Below are 18932 nucleotides of genomic sequence, written 5' to 3' on the forward strand. Positions count from 1 at the left end.
GTCAAACCTACGCTGAGTTTTTACTTCAATAAACTATTTATTTAAAGCGCTACCGTCTAACAAGGTAAATATAGTTTTGGCAATATCCGTGTTGTCTATTTGTCCGCTAAACGACGTGGCACCTGCACCAAATGCAAACACTTCAACATCAACACCGGTATGACCTGTGGTAGTCCACCCTGTGTTTGTTTTAATGTCTAAAAAGGTTTTTATCGCGGCATATCGGCTTTTTTCATCTTGGTTTGAAACACTATCTAACATGGCAAGCTCTTCATTGGTAAGCGACAGGCCTAATTGTTTTGCAGCGTATTCGCCCGGCATGTCTTCATCAACCATAGTCGCGGCTATAGTGCGTGCAGAAGCGGACATATTATGAAGATACTCAGGGCTCCAGCGGTAATCGCCACCAGCACCAATGGTTAAGCCACCCGTGCTATGGTCAGCGGTAAGCACTACTAATGTGTCTGGGTGCGTGTCTACATACTCACGCAGGTACACCATGGTTTGCGCTAAATCGTGCATTTCTGCCATGGCAGAACCCACATCATTTGCATGACCAGCCCAATCTACTTGACTAGCTTCAACTAATAAGAAGTAACCGCTGTCATTTTCGAGATTCTTGATGGCATGTTCAGTAAGGTACGCTAGGCGATCTTTGCGGTTATCGTCTAGCACCGCCGGAAGGGCTACAGGAGCGAATAAACCAATAACATCGCTTCCCGCTGGAATGGATGACAAGCCTTCATAGGAGTCTACGTATTCATAGCCTTCATTTACAAATTGCGATAGTAGATTTCTGTCTTCTCGCTCAAAATAAACGGTTCCACCGCCAAGCATTACGTCAGCAACAGGCTCATCATTTACGCGAATATCGAAAAAATCGTCGGCTATTTCGTTATAGTTTTTGCGGCTTTCATTGTGTGCGATGTAAGAAGCAGGCGTGGCGTGGACAATCTGCGATGTAACGGCCAGCCCTGTTCTCATGCCCTTTGATTTTGCATAGTGCATAACGGAATTAACAGGCTTCTTATTAACATCAACGCCAATAGCGCCATTATATGACTTCACGCCAGTTGCAAGTGCGGTGGCCGCAGCGGCAGAATCGGTCACGTAACCAGATACTTTAGCAGGGTACGTCGTTGCATTACCGAGAAGAATGTCATCGAAAACCACGCTCTCAATTTCAGGCGTAGCTGCATTATCGACATAATTGCGATAGGCAGTGGTATAGGCGGGTCCCATTCCATCTGCAACAACCATTATGATATTTTTCGGCGCGTTTGTTGGTGCGACTTGTTGAGTGTTATCGACACTTTTAGTCATTGTGCAGCCTGCAATGAATGCAACAGACAAACTGCTTACTAATGAGGCACGTAATACGTGTTTAACCATGTTGAACTTCCCTGGGTAATAACATGCGCAATGTGTTTAGCAAAACGAAACGGCGCATACTGCTAAGTAATATATTTAGAAATCGTTTTTCACGCTTAAGCGTCTTGTTTCTTGTTGCACATCAGTCATTATAATACAACGACAAGTTAGGCTTTAACTAAAGTGCTTTCATGTATAAGTCATTGTTTATTCATTTAAAGATACGCTCTTCTAAATGATATTTATTCATAGGAGTATGTGTTTACAAGAGCGTTTACGAATAAGGCATTGCTTTTCTTTATACAATTGTAAAGCAGACTCACCCCAACAACAAAACTAAAAGGTCGTAGGGGCGATGAAGTGAGGATAAAATAGGCACAAAGGCAGATGCTGGTATAAAACTTAAGCGCTAGCTTGTATTGTTAGCTTATAAGATTGAGTTTTTATTAGCTCGTGTTACTGGGTCTTCTTTAGGACCGCATGTTCGAGCGCAGAGTCATGTCTATCTGTCATGGAGATGCCTTACTGTTTTTGCTCCGATAGATACTCGCGCATACGTTGCTGGGCAACATCTACCAGCATATCGGGCTGAAATTTAGAGATGAAGCGGTCACAACCTACTTTTTCTACCATTGCATCATTAAAACTGCCGCTTAATGATGTATTCAGCGCAATAAACAATTTGCTCATTCTTGGATCGCTACGAACCTCGGCAGTTAAGCGGTAGCCATCCATTTCTGGCATTTCGGCGTCGGTGAACATAAGCAAAATTTCATCGCAGGGGTTTTTACCCTCATCAGCCCATTGTTTTAACAGTGCCAGTGCTTGTGCACCATTTTTTCGCTCTATGATAGTGATACCCAGTTGTTTGAGGGTATCGCTTATTTGTTTTCTTGCCGTGCTGGAGTCATCCACAATGAGCACTTTTTTATTAAGAAAATGGTTCACAATGTCGGTGTCGAGTATTTCTTCTGAAATCGTAATATCGTAATCAATGATTTCAGCAAGCACTTTTTCAACATCGATGATTTCTACCAGCTCTGTTTTACCTTCAACATTCACTTGCGTTATGGCGGTTAAATAGTTCGACTTGCCCATCCCGCTAGGAGGCGGCTGAATGGTATCCCACGAGGTGTTAACGATGCTTCTGACTTGACCAATGATAAATCCCTGCACACTGCGATTATACTCAGTAATGATGACGTTTCTGGCAGTTTCGTCCGTGGCAACACCGCGCATTTTAATAGATTGGCGAAGATCAATCACAGGGATCGCACTACCTCTATAATTCATCACGCCTCGTAGGTTTTCGTGGGAGCCCGGCATCGCATTGAGCTTTGGCATGTTGATAACTTCTTTAATCTTAAATACGTTCATAGCAAAAATATGACGTGTACCTAGCTGAAACATCAGTAGTTCCAACCTATTTTCACCAACCAACTTGGTTCTTTGGTCGACAGACGACAATACACTTTTACTCATACTACTCACTTTTATTTAGTATTAAGAAGGTAATAAACCCACCGTAATAGTTATTAATGTTACAACGTGAGGCGCTAGAGTATCAGCCTTCACTGCTGGTATGAATACATTTGCACTAAAGTCTAAAGCCTAACGCATTACGCATTATCCAATTCAAAACCCAATTCAATTTCCAATAAGATCGTTGCAGTAAGAACTTTTCAACGCCATTCACAACCATACCACGCGAGCTTTGTTCACAAACCGCTATTGACGTCGACTTGTCGGTCGATTTGACAGTTGACCTCTGCTCATGTTTGTAAGTCCTTTTTTTTAAAATCTTATCTACGACCTTTTAAATATAGCGGCAAATGGCAGAATCTTCCTATTTCATTGGAGACAACTGCCTAGAGCGTGTTTGTATTTACTGTACAGTTGTGCATTAGCCTGTGTTCTTTTTAGGGCAAAGCCAATGCCGTTACCAAATAAATCCGACACAAGCCCTAGCCACTCTTGTTCCCTTGTAGATCTCACCGCCCAAGCATTCACAAAATAAATGATGGCAATGCAAAATATATATTTTTATTATTCCGATAACCACACTAGGATGAAATGGAACTCACGTAAACGCCCTACAGCTGAATAGTGACGAACGAAAGGCAAGTTTCATAAAAAACGCGTTAACGTAAAAATATAATCATAGACGGGAGAGACGCTCATGTCGCAATACCAACAAGATATCGATAACTTCGCAACTTTAAAAGCATCACAAAAAGGCGCATGGGAAGGTATTAATCCAGAATTCGCCGCTCGCATGAAGCTTCAGAACCGTTTCAAGACCGGTTTGGATATAGCGCGTTACACAGCGGCTATCATGCGTCAAGATATGGCAGATTACGATGCCGATTCTTCACAGTACACTCAGTCGTTAGGCTGCTGGCACGGCTTCGTTGGTCAACAAAAAATGTTGTCTGTTAAAAAGCATCAGGGCACTACAAGCAAAAGCTATTTATACTTGTCAGGCTGGATGGTTGCGGCTCTTCGCTCAGAGTTCGGTCCTCTTCCAGACCAATCAATGCATGAGAAAACATCGGTTTCATCACTTATTGAAGAACTATACACATTTCTTCGTCAGGCCGATGCTCGCGAACTAGGCGACCTTTTCCAGAAACTTGATGATGCAAAAGCAAACGGCGGCGATGTTGCAGCAATTCAAGCAGAAATTGAAAACTATGAGACTCACATCGTTCCAATTATTGCAGATATCGATGCGGGCTTTGGTAACGAAGAAGCAACTTACTTGCTTGCCAAGCAAATGATTGAAGCTGGTGCTTGCTGTATTCAAATCGAAAACCAAGTATCAGACGCTAAACAATGTGGTCACCAAGACGGTAAAGTTACCGTTCCTCACGAAGACTTCTTAGCAAAAATTAACGCTGTGCGTTACGCCTTTCTTGAACTAGGTGTAGATGACGGTGTTATTGTTGCTCGTACCGATTCATTGGGTGCTGGCCTTACGCAAAAAATACCGGTATCTCAGTCTGAAGGCGACCTTGCGGCTCAGTACAACGCGTTCCTTAAAACGAGCGATGTTGGCGGTGCTGACGATGTTAATGAAGGCGACTTAATCCTTAAGCAAGGCGGAAAGCTTGTTAAGCCAGAGCGCTTACCAAACGGATTGTTCAGATTCAAAGACGGCTCAGGTTTCGACCGCGTTGTTCTTGACTGTGTTACATCACTTCAACACGGTGCAGATCTTCTTTGGATTGAAACTGAAAAACCTCACGTAGGTCAAATTGCGGAAATGGTTAACGCTATCCGTGAACAAGTACCTAATGCGAAACTGGTTTACAACAACTCGCCATCCTTTAACTGGACGCTTAACTTCCGCCAGCAAGTTTTCGACGCGTGGAGTGAAGAAGGCAAAGACGTTTCTGCTTATAACCGTGCAGGCTTAATGGCAGTAGAGTACGACGATACAGAACTTGCTGCTGTGGCTGATGAGAAAATTAAGAGCTTCCAAGCAGACGCTGCTCGCGAAGCCGGTATTTTCCATCACCTAATCACGCTTCCGACTTACCACACCACTGCGTTGTCGACTGACAACCTAGCTAAAGGGTACTTCGGTGAAGAGGGTATGCTTGCTTATGTACGCGGTGTTCAACGCCAAGAAATTCGCCAAGGCTTAGCGTGTGTTAAACACCAAGCAATGGCAGGTTCAGATTTAGGCGATACGCATAAAGAATACTTCTCTGGTGATGCGGCGCTTAAAGCATCAGGTGATGACAACACAATGAACCAGTTCGACGTTTAACGGAAAGTTCCCAACCTTTCCTTTATTGGGCACCTTAGGGTGCCCTTTTTTATCGTTATTCATAATATTTATATTATATCTTTGTAATTTCATTACTAAAAAACTGAATACCTTTACTCGCCTTACTCGCCCTGCTAACTAAACATTTAGAATCATAGACTTAAGGTGAGCATTCAAATTTTATTTAAGACTAATCGCTTATCTGACAACAGACACAAAACGCTTTACAATACACCTCTCTAATAATTTTCAAAAAGAGCATTACAGCAATGAATATAGCGAAGGTCGATCTCAATCTATTGGTTTATTTAGATGTCTTATTGCGAGAGGGCAGTGTAACAAAAGCGGCAAACCAATTGAGTATTACGCAGCCGGCCATGAGTAACGGTTTAAAACGTCTTCGCGACTTATTTAAAGATCCTCTTTTGGTGCGAACAAGCGACGGTATGACCCCCACTAAACGCGCTTTAGAGCTTCAGCCTATTATTCGCGACGTGCTCGGCCGATTAGAAAGTTCCATTCAGCCAGAAACCGAATTCGATCCGCTAACCAGCGAGAGAACCTTTCGTATCATGACTAGCGATTATGCCGAGAGCACGCTATTGCTTGAACTTGTTGGACGCTTAGCAGAACTGGCGCCAAATATTACGCTAGATTTGATTACACCCAGTGACGTGACATTTCACGATGTAGAGCAAGGCAAGGTAGACATGGCGATAAACCGCTTTGACGAACTGCCCCTATCGTTTCACCAAAAAGTGGTGTGGTATGACACCTTTAGCTGCGTAATGAGCGCCGACCATCCTTTAGTGCAAAAATGTGACTTAGAAAGTTACATTAACGCACAGCATATTTGGGTAAGTAAGACAGGTTTTGGCGTGGGCGTTGGTATCGACCCGAATGAAGTTCAAAAGCTAGGCTGGGTAGACGCAGAGCTCACGAAAATAGGTAAACAGCGCGCCATTCGCGTATTTACACGCCATTATCATGCGGCGCTTCAAATAGCGAAAAAACAAAAGCTTATTGCAACATTACCAAGTAAAGCAGCTAAGCTTTTCAAACACGATCCGGATGTGGTAATAAAAGAACCTCCGTTTGATATTCCTCCTATTGCGCTGAAAATGGCATGGAGCGCACTACTTCATCACGACGCAGGTCATATTTGGCTACGCCGATTAATCAGTGATGTTGCTAGTGAAATGAATGCCGTGTAAATATACATTGAATTAGAGAAAGCGACTGCATTCACAAAAATTATGACAGAAATACAAACCATAAATTAAAAAACTATCTCTATACGCACTACACTAAGCCAAGACTTTACTAAAATGCACTTTACTCAAATGTACTTTACGAAAAGTACAATAAGCACGTAGTAGATGCTTACCAAGTAAAACCTTTCCTAGTAACACAATGTATAGAGGTAGTTATGCAAGGATATATCACGCACGGTCGACTACAGGTTGCAGCGCAACTTGATAGCTTTATTAACGATCAGGCCATCCCAGGCACAAAAGTTCAGCCAGAATCATTTTGGAAAGGCGCTGAAGCCCTCTTTGCAGAATTAATTCCCCAAAATCGCGCATTATTAGAAAAGCGTGAAAAGCTACAGCGCGCCATCGATGATTATCACAAAGCAGGTAACCCCGCTCCTGGCAGCGAATATACCGCTTTTTTAAAAGAAATCGGTTACCTCGTAGAGCAGCCTTCTAACGTTGCGGCGACCACCACAAATGTGGATGCTGAAATTGCTACCATGGCGGGGCCGCAGCTTGTTGTACCTATTAACAACGCACGCTATGCGCTCAATGCGGTTAACGCGCGTTGGGGTAGCCTTTATGACGCGTTATACGGCACCGATGTTATCGGCACAGAAAATGGCGCTGAACCTGGCAAAGCGTACAACCCAGTTCGCGGCGCAAAGGTGGTTGCAAAAGCCAAGACTTACTTAGACAGCATGATCCCCCTTGCAAAAGGCAGTCATGCAAATGCGGTAAAATACAAAATAGAGACGGGGAAGCTGTCGGTTCAACTGACCGATGGCGATGTGACTACGCTTGCCAACACCGAGCAGTGGCAAGGTTACCAAGGCGATATTAGCGCACCCTCTGCACTCTTGTTTGCGCACAACGGCCTGCACTTTGAAATTCAAATAGACCCCAATCACCCTATTGGTGAAAGCGACTCAGCCAACGTAAAAGACGTGCTCGTCGAGGCTGCGTTAACCACAATTATGGATTGTGAAGATTCAGTTGCCGCTGTAGATGCTGAAGATAAAACATTGGTTTACAGTAACTGGCTTGGGCTAATGAAAGGCAGTTTACGCATTGAGATAACAAAGGGTGGCAAAAATATAGTGCGCGCTATGCATAGCGATCGTATCTATCACCCGTCAAAGCACGTAGCTTCAGAGCAAAAGAACTCGCAAAACGAGTTAGTGCTATCAGGTAGAAGTTTGATGTTCGTTCGTAATGTAGGTCATTTAATGACAAACAATGCCATGCTGTTTGATGGCGAAGAAGTGCCTGAAGGGATTATGGACGGACTCATCACTTCGCTTATCGCAAAGCATGACTTACTCGGCAACAGCGAGTATAAAAATAGCCGTGAGGGTAGCGTGTATATCGTTAAGCCTAAAATGCACGGTCCAGAAGAAGTGGCGTTTTCCAATGTTTTGTTTGAACGTATTGAAGACATCATCGATGTGCCGCGTAATACGCTTAAAATGGGCATTATGGATGAAGAGCGCAGAACCAGCGTTAACCTTCAAGCCTGCATTGCTGAAGCACAATCGCGCGTAGTATTTATCAATACCGGCTTTTTAGATCGTACCGGCGATGAAATTCATACCTCTATGTTGGCCGGACCGTTTGCAGAAAAAGCCTCGTTAAAGACAATGTCGTGGATTAAAGCCTACGAAACCGCAAACGTAGCAGTTGGTTTGCGCTGTGGATTGTCTGGTAAAGCTCAGATAGGGAAAGGCATGTGGCCAACCCCTGATGAGATGCAAAACATGATGGACACGAAGGTTGGACACTTAAAAGCTGGAGCAAATACAGCATGGGTGCCCTCCCCTACTGCAGCAACACTGCACGCCCTTCACTATCACGATGTAAACGTATTTAACGTGCAGAAGCAGTTAGACAAAAACTTCGACGGTTTAAACGACATTCTCACTATTCCGCTTTTAGCAGACACTTCAAGCCTAACTCGAGACGGTATTAAGCGTGAGATAGATAACAATGTTCAGGGAATTTTAGGCTATGTTGTTCGCTGGGTGCACCAAGGCGTAGGGTGCTCGAAAGTCCCTGACATTAACGATGTAGGCTTAATGGAAGACAGAGCCACACTGCGTATTTCTTCGCAGCACATTGCTAATTGGTTAGAGCACGGCATTGTAAGCGTTGACCAGGTTAAAGAATCGCTGTCACGCATGGCTGTGTTGGTCGACGAACAAAATGCCAGCGATGCTGAATACATTCCAATGACGCCAGATTTGGAAAACTCCATTGGGTTTCAGGCCGCTAGCGACCTAATATTTAAAGGTAAGGAGCAACCATCAGGTTATACCGAGCCTTTACTGCATGCTAAACGCCGTGAGATGAAAGCAAAACTAGCGCAGCAATGATATTACTGATGCGAAATGACAAACGGGTGCTTTTTAGCACCCGTTTTTTCTTTGTAAAGCAAAGGCTAATCGTTAAAAAACGCAAAATATAAGTGGTGATTTACCGTCTCTACACTATGCTTACTTTAAGCTCGAATTTTGCCTTCGATATACACAGTCTATAACCACTCAGTATTGAGGCTTTGCATTTTAAGCACGAATTGAAATAGAGAGAAGTATGGCAACAGCAACTGCCCAAAATACCAATATCGTACCGATATTTTCAGGGGGAGGAACTCGCCTCAGTGCACATATTGGCATCATTAAAGCGCTGCAAGATATGAACATCGAATTCTCCACCCTAGTTGGGGTATCTGGCGGCTCTATTGTTGCATCATTATTTGCCAAGGGTTACTCCGTTGAGCAAATGCGGGAGCTTGCGCTTAATACCGACTTTAAGCAGTTTACTGCTTTCAGCTTATTCAGATTACTTCGAGAAGGCGGTTTGTCTTCGGGGGATGTTTTTCAGCAGTGGATTGATGATCAATTAGAAGGCGCCACGTTTTCAGATATGCCAATGGCCTTGAATATATTAGCTACCGATGTAAATGGTGGTGGGCCCGTGCTATTTAATCGAGCCACTACACCAAACATGAAAGTGTCTGAAGCGGTACGGTATTCCATGTCTATTCCTCTCATATTTTCATTTAAACCATTCAAAGAGTACTTGCTGGTAGACGGCGCTATATTATCGGAAGACGCACTATTTGAAGATTGGCAGGGTGACGGCACACCATCAGTATGTTTTCGCCTACAAAGCACCATGCAAAAACGCAGAATTATCAAAAAAAATGCATTGCAGCTTCCCCAGTATATCGGCATGTTAATTCGCACCTTCATGACGGCCATATCTCGAGAATATGTAAACGCCCGTTATTGGCACAACACCGTAGTGGTGAATACGGGTGAAATTTCAGCGGTAGATTTTTCGCTTACGCCAGAGATAAAAAACACCCTATTCGACCTTGGATATTCTACAACCCGTGAGTTTTTACCGAAAAAATACGCGGGATATATACAAACAAATGGGAAAAGCAGCGGGCAAGAGGAAATTGAGCAAAAGAGTACGGTGTCTTAACTACTAATAAACGTACTATTAAACGGTAAGCGACTGAATCGACCCAGCACTATTGCGGGAGTCGATTCGCTCGGCCATCTACAACAACTGAAAGCTTAGATGTTATAAAAATCACGATACCAATCAACAAACGCTCTCACACCTTTATCGATATTCGTTTTTGGCTGGTAGCCAGTGTCAGCTACTAAGGAAGACACGTCGGCGTAGGTATCTGGCACATCGCCAGGCTGCATAGGTAACAGCTCTTTTTTAGCCTCTACACCTAATGCCTCTTCTAAGGTTTCAATAAACCGAAGCAAGTGTACTGGCGTTTGAGCACCAATATTATATACCTTATAGGGCGCTTTACTGGTACTTGGATCGGGTTGCTTGCCATCCCACTGCTCATTTGGCGATGCCACATTATCGAGGGACTTAATAACACCTTCAACAATATCGTCAATATAGGTAAAGTCACGCCGGTGATTACCGAAGTTGTACACTTGAATAGTGTCGCCTTCTAAAATCTTTTTCGTAAATTTAAACAGCGCCATGTCAGGTCGGCCCCAAGGCCCGTATACGGTGAAAAAGCGTAAGCCTGTAGTGGGCAAGTTATACAAGTGACTGTAAGTGTGCGCCATCAGCTCATTGGCTTTCTTCGATGCTGCATAAAGGCTAACTTGATGGTCTACATTGTGCTGCTCTGAGAACGGCATAGTTTCATTAGCGCCGTATACAGAGCTAGATGAGGCATACACTAAATGAGCAATATTATTGTGTCGGCAACCTTCAAGAACATTCACGAAGCCAACAATGTTTGAATCTACATACGCATTGGGGTTTTCAAGTGAGTATCGAACCCCGGCCTGCGCCGCTAAATGCACAACCCTGTCGAATTTATGCTCTTCAAATAGCGCAGCCATTTTATCCCGCTCTTCAACGCCCATCTCGATGAACGTGAAGTGCGATGCTGAATCTGACGCCTTTATATGTGCTAGACGAGCGTGCTTCAGATTAACATCGTAATAGTCGTTAATATTGTCAATCCCGACAACATGGTCACCACGATTAATAAGATACTGTGATACCGCTGCGCCAATGAAGCCTGCAGCGCCGGTGACAAGAATTTTCATAGTTCGCTCTTCTGCTGTTTTGACTTTCGAAAAAAATAATCGCCGAAGATCACTTTTACAATTTGACGATAACTTTTATAAGACGCTTGTTTTATTAATATACTTAACGGCATTTTCGATAAATAACCTACCACATAATTGATACTTTTCCATAACCAAAGGTATCGAATTGGTAAATAGGAAGACGTGGGTAGCAACGCGCTTTTAAGAACATAGCATCGCATGGCCGTCAATTTTGACGTTTTAGGTTGGTTTTGGTGAGTGGCAATGGGGAAATTGAAGAAATAGCGTAGTAAGTTCACTACTATCGACCACTCATTTTCGAACCCTTCCTGTACGAAAAGCTTCTCAGTTTCTAATGTCTTTTGCGGGCTCGCATTTGTTAAAAGTAAATAGATGTCGGTTAAATCGCGCAAACCGTTTTCAACATCTTCGTTAATAATTAAATGTAAAGCAGAATGCAACACCATCCATTCAATTGAAGGGACAGGACAACTGTCATCTGCTATTTTACTGCTTTTGACCAACCGTTCAATATCAAGTATTCGCCCCTTTATAGGCGGAATTAAAGTATGATGCACATCTAATACGACTCCGTCTTCACTGTGCTGAAGAGGAGGTATTTCATGCGACCACTTGCGGTAATACTTATCATCATGCTCATCCATATCTTTAAAAGACCAACCGCTATTAATGAGTATGTGTTCCGCTTTTTCTATGTATTTTCGCTCAACGCAAATATCGATATCAGTCATTAAACGGCCAAGGCTGTTACTCTTTTCACCGAGTATATACGCTGCCCCCTTCAGAAAAATAAAAGGTACTTGATGCGCGCTAAATAATGCCGTTAATTTGCGGCCTTGAATTTTTGTTTGCATTGCTTGCGCAGAGGCAAAATTGATCGATGATAAAAATGCATCTGTGCATGCTGGTGGCACAAGATGAGTCTGCCCATACTGACGAAGACGGTGATAATAGGAGGCTAGCAAAGAACGTTCTCTTAATATGCGAACCAAAGAGTTCCATTCACCGGTAGTAAGCGAAGCTATGTTGGAGACCTCACAATACGCTTTTAAAAACTGATGCTTTGTTAACATGTTAACGCACTAAGTCCGTGAGCAAGTTGTCTACATCATCAACATCACTATATTCGAGATAAATCGTTTCACAGGCTTCAGCTATTTTGCCTATCACGCTAAACCCTTCATTACCTAAAATATTGTAATTAAATGCATTTCTTAGCATCATTGCAAAAGCTTCTGTTTGAGAAACAGTGCGAAGCGATGTTTCAGAGCCTTGTACAAACTTTAAAAACACTACGGCGACAGGCTTCACCGGCTTAAAGTGTAAAAACTCATCTCGGCTGTGCACGCGAGCATGCGCAATATCGCCTTTGTGGGTGGCGAGCGTAGTGCTTGATATAGTTGCTTCAGGGAAATGCCGAGAAACCACTTCTATACTCTTATTTTTTAACGATGAAGGTCGATACAACGGATTAACACACAGTGTGTCTATGTCAATTAGCGCCATTTCATCAGAAAACATTTGCCACCCTGCATAGCCTAACAAAGTGGCGAGAGTGGATTTTCCCGCCCCTGATGATGCCGGGATAATAATTGCTTTATTGTTTTTTACAACAACGGATGAGTGCATACTCAATCGAGTATGTTGGTAAGCTGCTACAGCCCAATTCATTGCCCACTCGATTGAGGGCAATAAATGACGCTCGGAAATTGGATTAAATGGTTTAACACCCTCGACGGCGATAACCCGTTGGCGTCGAAAATAGCGTCTAACAGGTGAAGTATTCTGTACCGACAACGAAAAATCGTAAAACACGCTCTCGCTAAATTCGGTGAGCTGTTCGCCATACAATGTTTCTAGTTCTTTTTTAATTGTGTCAGGTATACCGCTAATAGAAAAACGATACAGCCCACTATCTATAGCAATAGTCAACGTCGAATAGGCCTTGTGCTTTAATCTCATCCATTACCGCATTTTTGCACACGCTACTGTCGCTGAGAAGTTTATATAACAAAGGGTAGTCGTTTCTCAACGAGTCAGTAAGCAAAACAACTGTTGACGAATCTTCTCTGAACAAAGCAACCCCAGAGCCATCGTTGAATATCTTAATATTTCTATCAGCAAAGACGTCTAACATTTAACTTAAAAGTGTAGATGCACTAATGCTTTGCGGCCGTGAGAATGTTTGAGACACTTTTGCCATCAAGTCAGAAGCAAAACCTGGATAAGTTGCGTTCTCGAGCATTATAGATACTAGGTGTTCACAATACGACTTTGCATCGTAACCGATTGGAATATTGCCTGCGAAACCTGCTGCTAAATTCAAGTATAATGCCGCAATGTTAATTTTCACTGGTTCAGCAGGTAGCTGCTCAAGCATATCAAGAACATTGAAGGAGGCCGTTGAGGCTTTTCCGTTTGATTGCACACCCGACACGTACTCAATATTGACATCAGCAATTTTCTTGAGCTTGTTGATCACAGCATGTAACTCGTTCATATGCCAGTCGTATCGTGGGTTGAGTACACTTTTTAGCGACCTAATGCTTACATTTGATGCATTGTCTTCTACGCTACTGTCTATTTTCTGAATTTCTTTTTTGAGATTGTTATCGCGTATCGAGCCGTTATCCCAGATTAGCGTTTTAAAAGAGTTGCCGCAGCGAAATACTGGAAAAACAAAGGAACCTGCTGAACTCGTTTCGTCTAGCCAGCTTGCCTTACTGAACATGTCTCCCGCCATCTTTCGCGCTTTGCCACTTGGGAGCTTGTTGCCAGAATTAATTGATGTGAATAGCGTGTTAAAGCTATTTGCGGTAAACCCGCCTGTACTGATGTTATCAGGCGACTCTGAACCACTTACTCGACACACGTCTTCAAGAGCTTGAGACCCCCCAGACACACCAGACGCGTTACATGCACCCCACACAGACTTTGAAGGGATAACCGTTATCCCTGCAATGGCACCTGAGGACTTGATAAACTTACGTCTGCTGTTCACTTTGTTGTCTTCCACAAACTACTCCAAATATTTCGCGCTTAAACGTCATCTAATCTCGATTAAAGCAATTATCAAGCCATTAAAAATAGACATACATTTCAACAAATTACATAAACACCGTACAAAACTGTAAACTTTTCTGACAGTCACAAAGCATCAATAATAAAGACTTGCAATTAATGCTATACGCTATTCCTTTTGCAAAACCCCTTTAGCACGCGGGCTGGAGTAAAAAATTGTTTAACGCATAAGTTTTTTAGCACACCAATCGCATCACATATATTAGGCTAAATTCACTTTTTTGTGAAGTTAAACGCTCAGCAAACCGAAGGTTTTAAGCGTATATTTTCAGCGTAGAGCAGACGCAAATTACAACAGTATTGCTACGTTAATTTACCGCTGCGCTTGCTTACTGACTGAGTAAATTCACTACATGTTCAACGGGAATAGCATAGGAAATCCCTGTAGGCGAGGACAACGCGCTTTCCTTTGTGTCTTTTACCAGCACTTTATTTATCACTCCTATCACACTACCTGTTTTCGGGTCAAAAACCGGGCTACCGCTATTTCCAGGGTATGCCACAGCGTCAAGCTGATAAATTAACGTAGTAGAGTCTAATCTTTTCATCATTGCGATGGTAAGCTCATCGGCATTTCTGGCAGGTATGGCATCTGGGGTAATAGCAGAAATATAACCTCTATGAGTGGCTGGATACAAACCAAGTACCGCACCAATTGGAAACCCAGTAAAAGCAACCTCAATGCCAGGTGGAAGAAGTGTACTCTGCGCCAAAGAAAGAGGTTTCAACTTTTCATTAATCCTAAGTAACGCTAAGTCGTGTTTAGGGTCTATCTTCTCAATTTCGGCTTTTACTTTCTTAACCCTAGTTCCTTCACCACTAAGAACAACGTAATGCTCAACAATAGCAGGGTCTAATATTTTTGACACTACATGATAGTTAGTAATAACGTAACTTCCATCACCAACAACAAACCCTGTGCCGAGCAGTTTGGGCGAAGTATGTTTAATCGGCGCCTCTATTGCTATTGCCAAAGTGCTATTAGAAACGTGTTTAACAACATCAACAAACTGTCTTTCTGTTGCATTTGAAAGGAAAGAAATAAATGTAGTAACGCATAGGCAGAAAAGTGATAGGGTTTTTACGCGGTGGAATTGAAAGCGAACTACTTGGATAATCATAATCGTGACAATACTTAGAGAAATATTTTTCATTCTATTTTCGCCCTTAAGTTTAGTATGTGTACTATTAGCGGTGGCATACGTTGTGAAATCTAAAGTCTCTACTAATTGGGGGCAACGTATTTTCAAATGTTCTATATGCATTTTATTACTCACTTCACAACCTTATGTCGCAGACATTCTATTGTATCCGCTTGAACACAGACATGAGCGGGTACCATTTAATCCAGAGAAATCAAACGCCGAATATATATTTGTACCCGCATGTTACTTCGCTACCCAAGGAAACATCTCGGCCATTTCTAGATGGCCTCATTGTTCATTGCAACGTTTAGTAAAGGCGAGTCAGTTATCAAAAGAATTAAATATTCCCATTCTTGTTACTGGCGGAAATTTTCTACACGATCCTAACATTAATTATGCAGAGCAAGCGCGCGAATTATTGCGAACGCTTAGTGTCAACGACGAACATATAATTGTTGTTCCGCATGGAGCTAATACACAAAGCGAAGTCAGCGCTATTAAACGTTTTATTCGCGATAAAAATGTTGTTTTAGTAACGTCCGCAACCCATTTAGAAAGAGCCACAACATTACTCTTACAATATTGCAACGAGGTTTACTCCGCGCCAGTCGATTTTCATAGTTCTGGGTCATTGACCCCCTTCTTAGAACGTCCTTCCGTTAATGCTATATTTCGAATTGAACGGGCGATCTATGAATATGGTGCTCGACTAAAGTATTGGTTAATAAACATTTGATAGCAATCGACCAAAGAGCAGCTAATAGCAATAATAAAAGTTATATTTTTTTATACTTTTGTCCACTATCTGTTTCGGTGATATAAACTTAATGTAAATCTTTGCTAGACTAATCAATAAATACTCGTGGGAGCCAATGTAAGTGCCAAAGAAAACAATGGTGAGAAAGGTAAGAGACCTGATTGGTGCAAATCATCGAATAGGTAGAATACTTGGTGGGTATGAAAAGCTCCAAGAGGCTAAGTTTATCTCAAAACACTTTTCAGATTTTCTCGAGCCTGTTATTGCAAACTCAGAGGAAAATAAAGCGGCAAGCTACAATATTCGCCATAGAGTATATTGCGAAGAATTAGGTTTTGAAGAAGTAAAAGCTTCTAATATGGAAACTGACGATTTTGATTCATTTTCAACGACGTGTCTCATCAAGCATAGGCGATCAAAAAACTTTGCCGGTACTGTGCGTTTGGTGCGCCCAAAATTGAACAGTGATTTACTGCCTATCGAAAAATATTGTTTAGATTCCATCGATCATAAAACACTTAACCCATCGTTATTTAAGCGCGAACAAATTTGCGAAATCTCTCGCCTTGCCGTTCCAAAAGAGTTTCGAAAACGTGAAATGGATCGCTTTTCTGGCGCGGCTCTGGGTGTGATCAATGAAGAAACTTATTCTGAAGAGGAATTACGATGTTTTCCGTTTATTGCTATCGGCCTTTATTTTTCAGCAGCAGCAATAGTAATCAAAGAAGACATTAAGCACACGTATGTAATGATGGAACCAAGGCTCGCTCGTAGTATGAGATTTATAGGCATTCACTTCGAACAAATAGGGCCTACCGTAGATTATCATGGCAAGAGAGCTCCTTATTACATTAACCCCTCTTTGCTTTATAAAAGCCTCAAACCAACCTTTAAAATTATGCTTAACGATATTCAGAGACAAATTGATACGTTTCCACGAGGGTAAGACATGTTCGACTATAAAGCCGCATTTTCACGAAATATTGGTTGGGTAACTGAAGATGAACAACAAACTCTCAAATCGAAAACAGTTGCTATTGCAGGTGCTGGTGGTGTGGGCTTCGAACACGCCGTAACCCTAGCGAGGTTAGGCATAGAAAAGTTTGTGATTGCAGATTTCGACCATTTTGAAATTCACAATTTTAATCGGCAAGCTGGTGCATTTGTTTCGACGATTGATAAACCTAAAGTGCTGGTTCTAGCTTCAGTATTGAAAGACATCAACCCAAATTGCCAAATTGAAATATTCAATGAAGGTGTAGCGGAAAGTAACCTTGAATCATTCTTCGATGACGTAGATATCTACGTCGATAGTCTTGACTTTTTCGTGATCAAAATCCGCAGACTTATCTTCAACTTTTGTAAACGAAAAAACATACCTGCTATTACCGCCGCACCTTTGGGCATGGGTACTTCGGTGCTATGTTTTACTGCTTCTAGTATGAGCTTTGACGACTATTTTGATATGAATGATAGCGAGGAAGAAGAACAACAGCTTCTAAAGTTTTTGGTTGGTCTGTCTCCTAAAATGCTCCAGCGAGAGTATTTAATGGTGCCGGGAGCCGCGAATTTTAAGGAGAAAAAAGGGCCCTCTGTTGCGATGGCCGTAAAGTTGTGTGCCGGCATAACTGGCACTAACGTAGTTAAGTTATTGTTGAAGCGGGGAAATGTCATTCAAGCTCCTAAAGCACAGCATTTCGATGCTTATAAGAATAAGTTTGTTGTCACCACATTAACTTGGGGAAATCGCGGTCCACTACAAAAGCTCAAGCTCAAAGTAGCGAGAAAATTAGTTTACCAATAGAGTGTCGTAATTTTTTACAAACTAATTACGCTGACGATCCAAAGAATCACTTTACGTAAAAAAAACAACACCTTAAAAACATGGCACACTATTAGCTTAATGATTTAGGTAACCAACAACCAGACTTTAAAAGACGGAGTCGTCATGAAAAATTTAACTAAAATTGTAGCAGGATTAGCTTTACTTAGTAGCGCAGCTGTAACAACCGCTTCGCCATTATTTGTTGACACTGGCGTGAACGGAGATGGAGACGCAGATACAAGAACAGACACTTTCCTTTCTTTCGTGTTCAACCAATTCACCCCTACTTCAGCATATTTGGACTTAGAGGGCGACGGCATTAACAACGGAACATTAGTGTTTGACAGCGGTGTTGCAACCATTGGGTCGCTGAGTCCTCTAGGGTTTGGCTCTTCGCTAGAGGGTTTTAACACTGATTGGGGCCTTCAAATCGAATATGAACTATTCGGGTTTGCTGCAATTGCTGATGACGTTAACAACAATGGTCTTTTCGAAGCTGGCGATACGCTAGCGGCTCAGTTTGTCGACGGCTTCTTAAACATGAATTATTCAGACAGTAACGGAAGCACCCCGTTTTTACAAATAGACGTTACAGGCTCAGCGTTTAACATTAACCAGGGCGTTAATTTTTCTATCTTTGGCCAGCCAATTTCTGCAAGCAACATGCTTAATACTGAAGAATCGTTTTTCGGTAGTACTGGTTTTGGAGATTCGATTAACAACTTAGACCCTGTTAACATCAGCGCGCTGTCTAGTTTACTCATCGGCGATGCGACACAGGCTCCAACGGTAGACAACAACTTTGGCGTAACAACGTTCCAACAGAACGTGCTTGACTCTCTTGGTCTAGGTACACTACCCCAAACTGCTCAGTGGTTAACAAGAACAACTAGCATCAATACTGCAAGCCTTACACTTGAGGTGCCTGCGCCATCTAGCCTAGCTGTTTTCGGACTTGGGCTACTAGGTTTAGGTTTCTCTAGACGCTTAAAAAGCAAATAAATATTGATATAGCATACTAGTGCCAAGCCCCCAATTTACAACTGGGGGCTTTTTTATGTTAAGCCGTAAAGCATATTTAGGGCGCTCATGTGCCC

At 42.4% G+C, this 18932-nt stretch carries 15 protein-coding genes; 8 read left to right on the top strand and 7 right to left on the bottom strand.

Going from position 1 to position 18932, the window contains the following annotated elements; all coding sequences use genetic code 11:
* Nucleotides 1–33: 33 nt before the first annotated feature.
* A complete protein-coding gene (locus V7R39_RS14795) occupies nucleotides 34–1392 on the bottom strand; it encodes an alkaline phosphatase (RefSeq protein ID WP_334031613.1) in 1359 nt (452 codons plus the stop codon).
* Nucleotides 1393–1893: 501 nt separating this feature from the next.
* The gene (locus V7R39_RS14800) at nucleotides 1894–2853 is read right to left on the bottom strand and encodes a chemotaxis protein CheV (RefSeq protein WP_334031614.1); all 960 of its coding nucleotides are present in this window, start codon (nucleotides 2851–2853) and stop codon (nucleotides 1894–1896) included.
* Between the two features lie 697 nt (nucleotides 2854–3550).
* On the opposite strand from V7R39_RS14800, the gene V7R39_RS14805 reads away from it, so the two are divergent.
* From V7R39_RS14805 to V7R39_RS14820, 4 genes are all read left to right on the top strand, one after another.
* Nucleotides 3551–5146 carry an isocitrate lyase gene (locus tag V7R39_RS14805; protein ID WP_334031615.1) on the top strand — a complete coding sequence of 532 codons (1596 nt, stop codon included), beginning with the start codon at nucleotides 3551–3553 and terminating at the stop codon, nucleotides 5144–5146.
* A gap of 269 nt (nucleotides 5147–5415) precedes the next feature.
* Complete coding sequence (locus V7R39_RS14810; protein ID WP_334031617.1) at nucleotides 5416–6360, top strand: LysR family transcriptional regulator; 945 nt, start codon at nucleotides 5416–5418, stop codon at nucleotides 6358–6360.
* 215 nt (nucleotides 6361–6575) lie between these two features.
* A complete protein-coding gene (locus V7R39_RS14815) occupies nucleotides 6576–8774 on the top strand; it encodes a malate synthase G (protein ID WP_334031619.1) in 2199 nt (732 codons plus the stop codon).
* Between the two features lie 217 nt (nucleotides 8775–8991).
* Nucleotides 8992–9891: a patatin-like phospholipase family protein gene (locus V7R39_RS14820; RefSeq protein WP_334031620.1), complete on the top strand. Its 900-nt coding sequence runs from the start codon at nucleotides 8992–8994 to the stop codon at nucleotides 9889–9891.
* 95 nt (nucleotides 9892–9986) lie between these two features.
* Here the strand turns inward: V7R39_RS14820 and V7R39_RS14825 are convergent, their stop codons facing one another.
* The 5 genes from V7R39_RS14825 to V7R39_RS14845 all read right to left on the bottom strand — a co-directional run bounded on the left by V7R39_RS14825 (nucleotide 9987) and on the right by V7R39_RS14845 (nucleotide 15262).
* Complete coding sequence (locus tag V7R39_RS14825) at nucleotides 9987–11003, bottom strand: NAD-dependent epimerase (RefSeq protein ID WP_334031622.1); 1017 nt, start codon at nucleotides 11001–11003, stop codon at nucleotides 9987–9989.
* A complete protein-coding gene (locus V7R39_RS14830) occupies nucleotides 11000–12100 on the bottom strand; it encodes a nucleotidyltransferase domain-containing protein (protein WP_334031624.1) in 1101 nt (366 codons plus the stop codon). The genes V7R39_RS14825 and V7R39_RS14830 overlap by 4 nt, the downstream gene beginning before the upstream one ends.
* 1 nt (nucleotide 12101) lies before the next feature.
* Nucleotides 12102–12989, bottom strand: a complete 888-nt coding sequence (locus V7R39_RS14835; RefSeq protein ID WP_334031626.1) for an HprK-related kinase A — start codon at nucleotides 12987–12989, stop codon at nucleotides 12102–12104.
* Nucleotides 12990–13164: 175 nt separating this feature from the next.
* A complete protein-coding gene (locus V7R39_RS14840) occupies nucleotides 13165–14043 on the bottom strand; it encodes a hypothetical protein (RefSeq protein ID WP_334031628.1) in 879 nt (292 codons plus the stop codon).
* A gap of 394 nt (nucleotides 14044–14437) precedes the next feature.
* The gene (locus V7R39_RS14845; protein ID WP_334031629.1) at nucleotides 14438–15262 is read right to left on the bottom strand and encodes a S1 family peptidase; all 825 of its coding nucleotides are present in this window, start codon (nucleotides 15260–15262) and stop codon (nucleotides 14438–14440) included.
* A 52-nt stretch (nucleotides 15263–15314) separates the two neighbouring features.
* Between V7R39_RS14845 and V7R39_RS14850 the strand changes: the two genes are divergently transcribed.
* From V7R39_RS14850 to V7R39_RS14865, 4 genes are all read left to right on the top strand, one after another.
* Nucleotides 15315–15989, top strand: coding sequence for a YdcF family protein (locus V7R39_RS14850; protein WP_334031631.1), 675 nt, complete (start codon nucleotides 15315–15317; stop codon nucleotides 15987–15989).
* Between the two features lie 142 nt (nucleotides 15990–16131).
* Nucleotides 16132–16956, top strand: coding sequence for a PEP-CTERM/exosortase system-associated acyltransferase (locus tag V7R39_RS14855; RefSeq protein WP_334031632.1), 825 nt, complete (start codon nucleotides 16132–16134; stop codon nucleotides 16954–16956).
* Nucleotides 16957–16959: 3 nt separating this feature from the next.
* On the top strand, nucleotides 16960–17814 hold the full coding sequence (locus tag V7R39_RS14860; RefSeq protein WP_334031635.1) for a ThiF family adenylyltransferase: 855 nt from the start codon (nucleotides 16960–16962) through the stop codon (nucleotides 17812–17814).
* Between the two features lie 144 nt (nucleotides 17815–17958).
* Entirely contained in the window at nucleotides 17959–18837 is an 879-nt protein-coding gene (locus V7R39_RS14865) for a PEP-CTERM sorting domain-containing protein (protein ID WP_334031637.1), read from the top strand.
* Nucleotides 18838–18932 lie beyond the last annotated feature (95 nt).

This window comes from Alteromonas sp. P256, assembly GCF_036864455.1.
Lineage (GTDB): Bacteria > Pseudomonadota > Gammaproteobacteria > Enterobacterales > Alteromonadaceae > Alteromonas.

What these genes read in the sequence shown, in the direction of transcription:
- V7R39_RS14795 (WP_334031613.1), bottom strand. Translation starts at nt 1,392, where the DNA reads ATGGTTAAACACGTATTACGTGCCTCATTAGTAAGCAGTTTGTCTGTT.
- V7R39_RS14800 (WP_334031614.1), bottom strand. Translation starts at nt 2,853, where the DNA reads ATGAGTAAAAGTGTATTGTCGTCTGTCGACCAAAGAACCAAGTTGGTT.
- V7R39_RS14805 (WP_334031615.1), top strand. Translation starts at nt 3,551, where the DNA reads ATGTCGCAATACCAACAAGATATCGATAACTTCGCAACTTTAAAAGCA.
- V7R39_RS14810 (WP_334031617.1), top strand. Translation starts at nt 5,416, where the DNA reads ATGAATATAGCGAAGGTCGATCTCAATCTATTGGTTTATTTAGATGTC.
- V7R39_RS14815 (WP_334031619.1), top strand. Translation starts at nt 6,576, where the DNA reads ATGCAAGGATATATCACGCACGGTCGACTACAGGTTGCAGCGCAACTT.
- V7R39_RS14820 (WP_334031620.1), top strand. Translation starts at nt 8,992, where the DNA reads ATGGCAACAGCAACTGCCCAAAATACCAATATCGTACCGATATTTTCA.
- V7R39_RS14825 (WP_334031622.1), bottom strand. Translation starts at nt 11,003, where the DNA reads ATGAAAATTCTTGTCACCGGCGCTGCAGGCTTCATTGGCGCAGCGGTA.
- V7R39_RS14830 (WP_334031624.1), bottom strand. Translation starts at nt 12,100, where the DNA reads ATGTTAACAAAGCATCAGTTTTTAAAAGCGTATTGTGAGGTCTCCAAC.
- V7R39_RS14835 (WP_334031626.1), bottom strand. Translation starts at nt 12,989, where the DNA reads ATGAGATTAAAGCACAAGGCCTATTCGACGTTGACTATTGCTATAGAT.
- V7R39_RS14845 (WP_334031629.1), bottom strand. Translation starts at nt 15,262, where the DNA reads ATGAAAAATATTTCTCTAAGTATTGTCACGATTATGATTATCCAAGTA.
- V7R39_RS14860 (WP_334031635.1), top strand. Translation starts at nt 16,960, where the DNA reads ATGTTCGACTATAAAGCCGCATTTTCACGAAATATTGGTTGGGTAACT.
- V7R39_RS14865 (WP_334031637.1), top strand. Translation starts at nt 17,959, where the DNA reads ATGAAAAATTTAACTAAAATTGTAGCAGGATTAGCTTTACTTAGTAGC.